This is a genomic window from Sporosarcina beigongshangi, from assembly GCF_033485195.1.
Lineage (GTDB): Bacteria > Bacillota > Bacilli > Bacillales_A > Planococcaceae > Sporosarcina > Sporosarcina beigongshangi.
Genome location: NZ_JAWLIR010000004.1, coordinates 1 through 11,814, shown reverse-complemented (window position 1 = coordinate 11,814; position 11,814 = coordinate 1). Strand labels below are relative to the sequence as shown.

Sequence of the window (11,814 nt, the reverse complement as noted above, 5' to 3'; positions counted from 1 at the left end):
ATTAATTTTTTAAATAATCTGTTACTAAACCCTTGATATCAATATATTTATTTCTAATTAAAAAAAATGTTTAGTGAACTACTTTTTAAACAGCGATATATCCTAAATCACAAATAATTTTCTCAACAAGGAATCGACCAATAAAAAGTCTTCTTCTGTATCAATATCATGCGATCGATTATTGGGCATTATAAATGCAGTAGTTTCTGCTGTTAAAAAGGATGCTGTTTGCTTTAACCATGTTACTTCCGCTACATACACTGCACCATTCAATAAATAAACTGATGGCAAGTCCTGTCGTCTAGTCGTAAGGTTATCCTGTTTAATCAATGGCACCATGTTCTCTTTTTCATCTACTGTATACATCCAATACGGAGAATTTGTCGGCTCCGCCACACTAACACAAGCAGGCGACCTCGTCGCAATCATTTTTTCAATGCAAGCATCTATATCATCCACAATACGCAAAGGGGATGTTGGCTGTAAGGAGACGATATAATCATATCCTATGACTTCCTCAAGCGCATGTAGAAGAGGGATTATTCCAGGGGTATCATCCTGTGCTAATTCACTAGGACGAACAAAAGGAGCTTCACAACCAAACTCTTTTGCAATTTTAATTATCTCGTCATCTTCAGATGATAAGATTAATCGATCAATATACTTTGATTTCTTTGCTTCCTCAATTGTCCATGCAATGAGTGGCTTTCCTGCTAACTCTTTTATATTTTTCCGCAGAACTCCTTTTGAACCACCACGGGCTGGAATGATTGCAAGAACTTTTTTGTCATTAATCATTGAAAGTCTCCTTATATTCCCCATTCGCCTTTTCATAGTCATCCAACCGACCTATATCTAACCAGTATTCCCTCAATGGAAATGCTGAAACTTTATCATTTTCATTTATCAATATCTTATATAATTCAGTCATATCGTAAAATTCACCATTCGGGACATAATCTAACACAGCAGGATTCAACACATAAATCCCCGCATTCACAAAGCTTTTATGTACTGGTTTTTCTACTATAGATAACAATCGATGATCTTCCGTTTCAATAACTCCATAAGGAATTTGGTACTCATATTCACGTACGCACATGGTTGCCGTAGAATTCGTTTCATTATGAAAATTAAGTAGTTGTTCGAAATTGATTTTGGTTAGTAAATCACCATTCATCACGAAAAAAGGTTCGGTTGGTTTTTCTGACAACAATGACAACGCCCCCGCCGTTCCCAACCTTTTCGTTTCTTCAATATACTCAATTGTCACTCCGAGATGTGTGCCATCTTGGAAATAATCCATAATCATTTCTTTTTTATAGTTAACTGACAAGACAAAATTTGTAAAACCGTAATTTTTAAAACTTTCAATAATCGTTTCGACGATTGGCTTATTTCCAACGATAAGCATCGGCTTAGGTACTGTCTCAGTCAACGGTCGGAGTCTTGTACCGAGTCCTCCAACCATTAACACCACTGTATTCTTTTTCTGAATGGCTAACTCAAGCTCATCTGAAAATAGTATGCGTTGCAACACATTATCCCCCGAAATGATTGGCAATTGCTTTAACTTTCGTTCGCGCATTCTTTTTTTATAGTGAACAAGATTTTTACCATCTTGTTCACTAAACGGAGAGGTATTCATCACTTCGCAGATTGCACTTTCAAGCGGGAGCCCCTTTAAAATACCACGACGTATATCACCATCTGTTACAGTTCCGAGTAAATGCATAGTATCATCTACGACCGCTGCAAATTGCATAGTGGAAGCATCGATGATTTTCATGGCTTGTAAAATCGTTGTTTCTGGTTGAATGACAACGTCCTTCCAACTTTTCATCTACTACACTTCCTTTGCTGGAACTCCATAGGCAGTTTTCCTATCTCCAATATTTTTCACAACGATTGAGCCTGCGCCAATTAATGTTTTATCACCTATCGTAATTCCTTGAATAATAGAAGTTCCAGTGCCGATATGACAATTATCGCCTATTTTAACTCCGCCTGATAAAGTAACTCCCGGAGCAAGGTGAACATGGCTACCGATCACACCATCATGATCAACAATCGTTCCTGTATTAATAACAGTATTATGAGCAATGGATACATTCGTCTGAAGAATTGCACCCGCCATAATTTGAACTCCATGCCCCATTTTCACTGAAGATGTCACAATAGCCGTTGGATGAATCACGTCAGCAAACGTATAGCCTTTTGCTATGAATTGTTCAAATATCGACTTCCTTAGAGTTGAAACATCAATCATACCTAATCCCAAAACAAGCTCCACTTCATTCGGGTCATATGTAGCGATTACATCATCAGTCCCCAAATGTGATAAGTTAAAAACGTTTTTTTCTTCTTGAGGTGCTGTATACCCCTTTATCTCTCTTTGCTGAGCAATCAACGTTTCTACTAAAACCGATGCATGTCCACCGTTTCCAATCATAATAATAGGCCTATTCATCGATCAGTGCATCCACTTCATATGATTGCTTGACCGTTTTTCCAATTAAGGACCAATAAGCAGTTGGTGGCATCCCATTGCCAGGTCGCTTAATGGCTAAATGAGCTTCGGTCAGTATGTCACCTGGCGCAATTTGCACTTTGGCAACAATACTCTTCCTTGCCGCTAGACGGTTTTCAAGCTCAATTGAAGTTGGCTGCTTATTTCCTGAGCCTAGAGATTGCTCAATTACTCTAATCCCAACCACCATTTCCTCTAATTCTTTCGGCTCCAATGATGCCCGATGATCAGGTCCCGGTAAATTACAGTCTAACGTGAAATGCTTTTCGATTATTACTGCACCTAGTGCCACCGCAGCAATTGGGACCGCGATTCCCTCAGAATGATCTGAAAAGCCAATCGGCAATCGAAGTTCTTTTTCCATCTCATTCATAGCTCTTAAATTAATAGTTTCAAATGGTGCAGGGTACTCCGTAGTACAATGTAAAACGGTCACAAATTCTTTCAAAAGTGTTTTGGCCTCTAGTGTTTGATAATGTATTTCCACTTTTTCCAATTCAACCAATTGATCTGGAAAGGCTAAACCATAGGCCAAGAAAGACAATGCTTCATGGATATCATCCATCGTCGCCATACCTGTCGATATAATCATCGGCTTTCTCTTTGTTGCGATATAGTGAATAAAAGGACTATTTGTCAACTCACCAGATGGTATTTTGAGCGTATTCATCCCAATATCATCTAATAAAAAATCAACACTTTCAAAATCAAAAGGCGTCGATAAAAATTCAATCTGAGTAGAATCACAGTAATTCTTCAGCTCAGCAAACTCCTCATAGGATAATTCAAGTTTTTTCAACATCTCAAATTGTGATGTTGTTTCTCCTAAATTACTCACTTGATAACCAGCTTGCTGTGCAGCTCGTGTCACCAAATTTTCCGCTTTAAACGTTTGAAACTTCACTGCATCTGCACCAGCTTGTTTTGCGACATCTACTAGTTTTTTTGCCATATCAAGAGAGCCATTATGATTGACGCCTGCTTCGGCGATGATGTACGTTTGATTACTCATAAGTCATAAAACTCCTTTTGAATTGAATAGGACGATAAGTTTTTAATTTGTTTGATGATTTTTGTCGAAACTTCTCCATCACCAAATATTTGTCCGTAGGGTCCTTCAAATTTCAGCGCTACATCAATTGCTTCTTCAATAGATTCTTCATCAAGGGAAGTATTTATAACTGAAGACGGACGTTGCCTTCCTAACTGACGATCACCACAATTAACCGTCGGTGTCTGCAAGTAAGGCACTTCAATTAGTCCACTGGAGGAATTACCAATCACAGCAGTTGAATGCTTTACTGCACTTAAATAACGTAATTGTCCCAGCGATTCAAATAGAAATGCATTCGCATTGTTTAATACAAATTGTTCAATTGCTTCATTAATTTTTCTTCCGCCATTATCTGCATTTGCTTTTGTAAAAACAAGGTTGTGATTCGGATAGTGGCTCAAAGCAGATAACAACGGTTGCATACCATTTGTAGCTCCATTTGTTTCCGGATGATAGGTAATTAAAAACAACGGCATGTTATCATCAATTTTTAGTTCTTTATATAATGCGGCTTTAGATAACAAAGGAATTTTTAATATATTTTCAATCCCAAGTGCCCCGACATTCCAGATACGTTCTGGATGTTCCCCAAGCTGAATAATTCGCTTACGATGTGATTCTGTACTGACAAAATGCCAAGTCGCCATTTTCGTAATCGAATGGCGAATGGCATCATCATAGGCACCAAAAGTTAATTCACCGCCGTGAATATGAGCGATAGGAATCTGCATCACAAGCGCCGTTTGTGCTACCGCTAGCATTTCAAATCGATCGCCAAGAATAATAAGGAGATCCGGCTTTAAACGATCCAATGCGTCTGTAAAGCCGATTGTTGCAAGTCCCATTGATTTAGCTACTCCGACTGAGGTATCTGATGACAACAGCATCTCTACCTTCTCATCAATAACAAAGCCGTCCTGCTCAATCTGCTTATAGGTCAAACCAAATTCTGGCGACAAATGCATACCCGTGACAACGATTTGTAATTCAAACTCGGCATCTTGTTGAATTTCTTTCATGAGCCAATACAGCAGTCCATATTCCGCACGTGTCCCAGTGACAATACATATTTTCCGACGCATTATCTCACTTCACTTTCAGCGGTGTACTTGGAATATTAATCAATGTATTTTTTAACTTCTTCGTAATCGTTAAATCAGCTGTCGGCATATTTTTAAATAACTCTAACTCATGCATGGGAGTCCAAATCGGACGCGACATGACACCATTTTCATTTAAAAAGTCCAAGACAGCATCACGATTATGCTTTTGCTCTAACACCAATGTTTGCAACCAGTAGTTTCCTGTTGTATTAGTGGGTTCCTTAAATAGCGATACGCCATCTAATCCACTAACCAATTCCTCGTATATCTCTGTAAGCTGTCTTTTTTCTTCAATAAATGTCGATATTTTTTGCAACTGTGCACAGCCAAGTGCTGCATTAATATTCGGCATTCTATAATTATAACCAATTTCATCATGCTCATATGCCCAGCGATGCGGAACTTTCGCAGTCGTCGTTATGTGTTTAGCATAATCGGCAAGCTTGTCATCATTCGTTAAAATAGCACCGCCACCGCCAGTTGTCATGATTTTATTACCGTTGAAGCTAAGTGCACTCACGCGGCCAAAACCACCTGTATGTTTTCCTTTATAATAGGAACCAAGTGATTCAGCGGCATCTTCCACAAGAACAAAATTATAGCGCTCACATACTTCGATTAAAGGATCAAGGTCAACTGGATGTCCGAATGTGTGCATGGGGACGACCGCACGAATGATTCTACCTGTGTGCTTATTCGTCAATTGCCCGCTTTTCATTTCCCCAATGTCTTTAATATGCTCTTCAAGTTTAACTGGATCCAGTCCAAGTGTTTTTTCACTCACATCAACAAAATGTGGGACTGCTTGCAAGTATGAGGCTGCATTAGCTGTCGCTACAAACGTTAGAGAGGGCATAAACACTTCATCATCTTGTTGTACTCCCGCTATCTTCAAAGCTATCTGAAGGGCGGCAGTGCCATTCACTACGGCAACTGTACGCTGCACTCCTGTAAACTCAGCTAACTCCTGCTCAAAACGATCAACATACTTTCCCACTGAAGAAACCCAACCTGACTTGACACAATCCGTTACATAGTCGATTTCTGTTTCATTAAAAGTCGGTTCATGAAGTGGTACAAAATCCTTTTGATATAAATCTTTTATGCCATTCGCAAAGCTAATCCATTGCTCGTTCATATGTTATACACATCCGTTTTGTAAGATGCGAGATTCTTGGAGTTTGTAAACCATTCAATCGTTTCTTCAAGGCCTCGCCTAAAGCCTTCTTTACCACCATAATTCGGTGCCCATCCAAGTAAATCCTTTGCCTTTTGATTGGCAGCCCACAGGCGCTCTACCTCACTTTTATCTGGACGTAGACGCTGTTCATCTGTTTCAATCATTAAATTAACATTCATAATGTCGGCAATCATTCCGGCAGTTTCACCGATTGACACTTCATAGTTAGAGCCGATATTTATCACTTCACCGACAGATTTATCGCTATTCATCACAGAGATGAAGCCATTCACTGTGTCTTTTACATAGTTAAAATCGCGTGTTGGGCTAATTGCACCTAACTTGATGGTTGTGTTTCCTGCTGCAAGCTGTCCAATAATCGTTGGAATAACCGCTCGGGCGGATTGTCGTGGTCCGTAGGTGTTAAACGGTCGGATAATTGACACAGGTGTATCAAAAGATCGGTAAAATGAAAGAGCCATCTGATCTGCTGCTATTTTTGTTGCCGAATAAGGGGACTGTCCTTGTAAAGGATGGTTCTCGTCAATAGGTACATATTGTGCAGTTCCATACACCTCGCTTGTCGATGTGTGGACAACTTTTTCAACGCCTAACTCCCGCGCTGCCTGGACAACATTCAAAGTCCCTTTAATATTCGTGTCGACATATGTATCAGGTGAATGATACGAATAAGGAATTGCAATTAACGCAGCCAAGTTAAGAACGTGCGTACAGCCTTTCATTGCTTCTTTCACACCGTGTGGATCACGGATATCTCCTGCAAAAACGTCTAAATTGTTCTGAATTTCCGGAGATGATTGATCCAGCCACCCCCATGAGTTGAATGAATTATAATAAACGAATGCACGAACGTCATAGCCTTGTTGGATTAGTTCTTCTGTTAGATGAGATCCTATGAAACCATCTGCGCCAGTTATAAGAATTTTTTTAGTCAATTATATTCATCCCATTCTTTGTAGAAATACCTTTTATTAATAATTTCTAATTTAGATCCGACAAATTAACTATTCTGAGCACGTCTTCTTCAACAATAAATGGAGCACCTTTGATATTTGCACCATTCCAAGACGTATTATAAATATTCATATGAGTCCTTTTCGCTTTTCTTTCAAACCATTTTTTAAAAGCTAATAAATTGGGCGTTGTATAGATCATGTCGTCACTATTCGCTGCTACTTCTTGAAAGTTATATTTTTCACTGACTGATACACCTGATGTCGAACCATTCGCATGCGTTCTACCTTTAGTAAATCCTAAATCTTGTCCAAATAAAAAGATGTTTTGAAACCCCATGTACTCCAATAAAGATAAAGCAGTTGTTGCGACCGAGCCACCTGTTTCCAACAGCGAAGCATTTAAAGTATCTGCGTAATTTTCTGCATCAGGATAACCCTCCTGAAAAATAATATATCGGTTATACTTATGGATTTGGGTCATATTATGATTTGCCGTTGATAAATAAAAAAGTGGGCCAACATATTTTGCTTGGTCAATTTGCCTAACTACATGTATTGATGGATCAGTAATGATGACAGCGTTCGGTATGATAGAATGACTTACTAACACTTTCAACGCTGATCCCACTGAAATAATAAAAACTTTATCTTTAATTTTCTGTAATAAACTAATCGTTTCGTCTAATGATGGTCCTGCTGATACAATGCACGCAGCCTGCCCTGCAAAATACTGTTGCCATTCAGTAATAGTTGGATCCTCATTTTGAATGTTATTATAAAAGTTTTCTTTTAATAACTGATTTGAAGATTTATAACTCATTTGTCGCGTTTTAATATCAAGAAGATAGTCATGTAACGGATGTTTATTTCCTAGGGCCTTAACCCATTGTAACGGTATAATGACTTGTAGATTATCCATCATTAAAATCTCTGGTATTTGCTCTAAACTCACTAACAAAACCCGTTCATTATTTAACAATTCCTTATTACTGTAGGTTTCAAATACATTTAACTCCGTATCGTTTACTGGAAAAACATAAATTTTCTGATGATTAGTCTTCTCCAGTAATACCCGGATATGATAGCCAAGTCCTAATCCTATTAGAAAATAGCTGTCCATTAAAAAATTTGTTTCGGCTGTTATAAACTTCTCAACATCCTGTTCAGGATTATATTTACTATAAACATATAGACCATTTCCTTTTAACGTATAGGAACCATTACGACTTTCTTCCACTTCCCATGTCATATCATCAATTTAACATCTTGACTGTTCTCATCAAAGAAAGGCATAATTTCATATTCAAACATATCTGCAACAACGATATAATCTTGAATTTCCAATCCACTATTCACTTCATGTAAATATTCATGAATTTTACCTGTTTCCAAGTTAACCAAAATACCATTTTCTCTAAAATATTCACTCATTTTAGCTAACCAATTAGCTCCTTCTGAAAAATCAATAATATCTTGCATCGCTTCGGAAATTCGGTCTTCCCGTAAACTATCTGCAACTTTTTGACAACCAGTAGGCATTTTTTTAATATATTCATTATAAGATTCAATTAGTTCGTGTAGATCCATCATTATTCTCACCTTCCGTTATTTTAGTCACGTCTTCTAGTAATTCTTCGGTATATTGCTTAGATAGCTTTGCTGCACTCAATAATCGATTATACAATTGGTCATTTTGACTAAAGACTCGGTCAAACTCTTCTTTTTTACTTTCATTTTGTTTCGGTAAAAAGTAATTTAATGTGTCTATAGTAATCGGCTCGACAATCGAATTCATCGAAACAGTATCAAATATTTTTTTGATTTCTTTATCAATCTTATCTAATCCTCTAATAACTTTATTATTAAAAGTAGAATTACTTTTATTTCTTTTTAATAACTTTGAAGCCTTGTCCAATGATACCACTAGCTTCTCGTATGTTATAATTTCCTTTTCGATTTCATCCACGAAATTCCCTATATTTATATTATTAATCTCATCAAAATTTAAATCTATATTAATATCTGATAAATCACAACAAAAATCATTAAAACTTATTTGTTGAAACCCTTCAATTTTTGCTCCGCCTTCTGTACAGTTAAATAGTCTATCTTTTTCATTTGAAAGCTCCAAAATTTGTTCGAAATTCTTTTTCATAGATAGAAGCGGGGCATCTGTTAGGACTTGATCGCCATTATATCCTTCAATATAAAATGCACTTCTTTCCTTCTTGAAATTATCATCCACTTTCTTAAAATATTTGTTATGCTCAGCATGTGTTTTATTATCAGTATAAGCAAGATCTTGACCAACTAGTGCAATTTTCCCAGTTGATATATATAAGCTGATTGTTAAAGCATAGTTCGCTACTGAAGAACCACCAAATAACATAGGTAGTTTTTGGTGGGTTATCTTTTCTACATGCTCCCGAACATCAGACTCAATTGAAGGTATAAAACTAAATGCTCTTTTTTTAAATTGGTTACGGATTTTATAATGGTTTCGAATACTGTAAATAAAATAAGAATTTGTAAAAACATTGTCTTTAAAATGATTATAATTATTTTCACTACCATCAATTGAAACTATAAAATCAGGTTCTATATTGTAATGAAGCAATGTATTAATTGTGGAGCCAGATGCTATTAAAATTATCTTATTTCTTACTTCTTTGAGCTTCGGTATTTGCTTGATTAACGATGGTCCACCAGATGCAACTACTACTGGAAAATCAAACCTTTTCTCCAATGTTGTCAAACTTTCATCCTTTAGTACATGAATTAGATTACGAACATAATTTTCTTGCCACGACTCTGCAAAAAAATTAATAGTATTACGATAAATTGCATTTATTCTCAATACATCTTGAACGATATTCAATACTCTTTTATATTCTGTAGGGAATAACTTTTCATGATTTGGCAAACAAATAACTTTTACATTAACCGCATACTCAACAAGTAATTTCTTTATTTCCGATTCTATTTTTTGGGGATCAATATCGTAAAAAATTGGAATCCCCTCTAGTTCAGTACTGTTTTCATGTTTCTCAAATAACGGATCTATAATGATTAGCCTGTCGTTTTCTCCAAATTTCCTTTGAAGAGCACTTGCATAATAGCCAAGTCCAAACCCAAACATTATGTGTAAATAGTTTTCTGTATAATGTTTTTGGGCAAATTGTTCTGATTCCTTTAACGGATCATATTTACTATGTAAAAATAAATTATTCACTTTAAGTGTGAATAAACCATTTTTCGCAGGAATTTTTTCAATTATATAAGTCTGCACCAACTTTTTCACCTCCTATTTTATATCGGTCAATTTAGTAAAATTTAAAGAGACCTTCCCTAAATATAAAGGGAAGGTCCAAGTATAATTGTTATAAATTATCGTAGTAACTGAAGAACACCTTGTGGCTGTTGGTTCGCTTGCGCCAACATTGCTTGTGCTGCTTGTGTCAAGATATTGTTCTTCGTGAACTCCATCATTTCTTTCGCCATATCTACGTCACGAATACGAGATTCTGCTGCTGTTAGATTTTCTGATGAAGCACCCAAGTTATTAATTGTATGTTCTAGACGGTTTTGAACAGCACCTAATTTAGAACGTTGTGTTGAAACTGATTCAATTGCTGTATTAATTGCAGTAATTGCTTTACTTGCATTTGTTGTCGTGTCAACTGCCACAGCACCTGCTGTAACTTTTAAAGCTTTTGAGTCCATAGTAGTAATTGATAGCTTAATTGCTTGTCCAGAATTCGCTCCAATATGGAACGTTTTTGCAGAAAACGAACCATTCAATAAGTTCTGCGTGTTGAACTCAGTATTCTTAGCAATACGGTCAATCTCAGCAGTTAGTTCAGTTAGCTCGTCTTGGATAGATGTACGGTCTTTAGCAACGTTTGTATCGTTTGCTGCTTGAACTGCTAGCTCACGCATACGTTGAAGGATTGAATGTGTTTCGTTTAGTGCACCTTCAGCTGTCTGGATCAAAGAGATACCGTCTTGCGCATTTTTTGCTGCCATATCCAAACCACGGATTTGACCACGCATTTTTTCAGAGATCGCTAGACCTGCAGCGTCATCCCCTGCACGGTTAATTTTATAACCTGAAGAAAGTTTTTCTAGGTTTTTTGAAGCATTTGCATTGTTGAAAGATAGTTGGCGGTGCGTATTAAGTGCTGCGATGTTGTGATTAATTCTCATGTTTAATTTCCTCCTTGAGTGTCTATTGTTTGCATCCTTGCAAACTCAGAATTTTTTTCTGAAAGCACTTTGGCCTATTTCACCCAAAGTGCTGTTTTAAACTATTAATAATCTTATCGAAGTAATTGAAGAACACCTTGTGGCTGTTGGTTCGCTTGTGCCAGCATTGCTTGTGCTGCCTGTGTTAAGATATTGTTCTTCGTGAACTCCATCATTTCTTTCGCCATATCTACGTCACGAATACGTGATTCTGCCGCTGTTAAGTTTTCTGTTGAAGCACCCAAGTTATTAATTGTATGTTCTAGACGGTTTTGAACAGCACCTAATTTAGAACGTTGTGTTGAAACTGATTCAATTGCTGTATTAATTTTTGTAATAGCGTCACTTGCCTTAGATGTATTACTTACAGAAATAGTATTAACACCTAATTTTGTAGAATCCATACTACCAATTGTTAGTGTAATTGCTTGTCCAGAGTTCGCTCCGATATGGAATGTTTTACCTGAGAATGAGCCATCTAATAGATTTTGAGTGTTAAACTCTGTATTTTTAGCAATGCGGTCAATTTCAGATGTAAGTGCAGTTAATTCATCTTTAATAGATGTACGGTCAGCTGTAACGTTTGTATCGTTTGCTGCTTGTACTGCTAGTTCACGCATACGTTGAAGGATTGAGTGTGTTTCGTTTAGTGCCCCTTCAGCTGTTTGGATTAAAGAAATACCATCTTGAGCGTTTTTAGCCGCCATATCCAAACCACGGATTTG

General features: G+C 36.9%; 12 protein-coding genes. All 12 read right to left on the bottom strand.

Going from position 1 to position 11,814, the window contains the following annotated elements; genetic code table 11:
- Window positions 1-102: 102 nt before the first annotated feature.
- Window positions 103-798 carry an acylneuraminate cytidylyltransferase family protein gene (locus R2B77_RS02455; RefSeq protein WP_203245958.1) on the bottom strand — a complete coding sequence of 232 codons (696 nt, stop codon included), beginning with the start codon at window positions 796-798 and terminating at the stop codon, window positions 103-105.
- Window positions 791-1,843 (bottom strand): nucleotidyltransferase family protein, encoded by a 1,053-nt coding sequence (locus R2B77_RS02450; protein ID WP_203245957.1) that lies wholly within the window; start codon window positions 1,841-1,843, stop codon window positions 791-793. The genes R2B77_RS02455 and R2B77_RS02450 overlap by 8 nt, the downstream gene beginning before the upstream one ends.
- 3 nt (window positions 1,844-1,846) lie before the next feature.
- Entirely contained in the window at window positions 1,847-2,470 is a 624-nt protein-coding gene (locus R2B77_RS02445) for an acetyltransferase (RefSeq protein ID WP_203245956.1), read from the bottom strand.
- A complete protein-coding gene (gene neuB / locus R2B77_RS02440) occupies window positions 2,463-3,542 on the bottom strand; it encodes an N-acetylneuraminate synthase (protein WP_203245955.1) in 1,080 nt (359 codons plus the stop codon). Before neuB ends, R2B77_RS02445 begins: the two co-directional genes overlap by 8 nt.
- Window positions 3,539-4,666 carry a UDP-N-acetylglucosamine 2-epimerase gene (gene neuC / locus R2B77_RS02435; protein ID WP_203245954.1) on the bottom strand — a complete coding sequence of 376 codons (1,128 nt, stop codon included), beginning with the start codon at window positions 4,664-4,666 and terminating at the stop codon, window positions 3,539-3,541. The genes neuB and neuC overlap by 4 nt, the downstream gene beginning before the upstream one ends.
- A gap of 4 nt (window positions 4,667-4,670) precedes the next feature.
- Window positions 4,671-5,825: a LegC family aminotransferase gene (locus tag R2B77_RS02430; RefSeq protein ID WP_203245953.1), complete on the bottom strand. Its 1,155-nt coding sequence runs from the start codon at window positions 5,823-5,825 to the stop codon at window positions 4,671-4,673.
- On the bottom strand, window positions 5,822-6,823 hold the full coding sequence (locus R2B77_RS02425) for an NAD-dependent 4,6-dehydratase LegB (RefSeq protein WP_203245952.1): 1,002 nt from the start codon (window positions 6,821-6,823) through the stop codon (window positions 5,822-5,824). Before R2B77_RS02425 ends, R2B77_RS02430 begins: the two co-directional genes overlap by 4 nt.
- Before the next feature lie 46 nt (window positions 6,824-6,869).
- Window positions 6,870-8,093: a motility associated factor glycosyltransferase family protein gene (locus tag R2B77_RS02420; protein WP_203245951.1), complete on the bottom strand. Its 1,224-nt coding sequence runs from the start codon at window positions 8,091-8,093 to the stop codon at window positions 6,870-6,872.
- On the bottom strand, window positions 8,090-8,434 hold the full coding sequence (locus R2B77_RS02415; RefSeq protein ID WP_322555628.1) for a hypothetical protein: 345 nt from the start codon (window positions 8,432-8,434) through the stop codon (window positions 8,090-8,092). The genes R2B77_RS02420 and R2B77_RS02415 overlap by 4 nt, the downstream gene beginning before the upstream one ends.
- Window positions 8,409-10,133 carry a motility associated factor glycosyltransferase family protein gene (locus R2B77_RS02410; RefSeq protein WP_322555650.1) on the bottom strand — a complete coding sequence of 575 codons (1,725 nt, stop codon included), beginning with the start codon at window positions 10,131-10,133 and terminating at the stop codon, window positions 8,409-8,411. Before R2B77_RS02410 ends, R2B77_RS02415 begins: the two co-directional genes overlap by 26 nt.
- 98 nt (window positions 10,134-10,231) lie before the next feature.
- On the bottom strand, window positions 10,232-11,050 hold the full coding sequence (locus R2B77_RS02405; protein WP_203245948.1) for a flagellin N-terminal helical domain-containing protein: 819 nt from the start codon (window positions 11,048-11,050) through the stop codon (window positions 10,232-10,234).
- Window positions 11,051-11,163: 113 nt separating this feature from the next.
- The coding region (locus R2B77_RS02400; protein WP_322555627.1) for a flagellin at window positions 11,164-11,814 on the bottom strand (651 nt) is incomplete at its 5' end.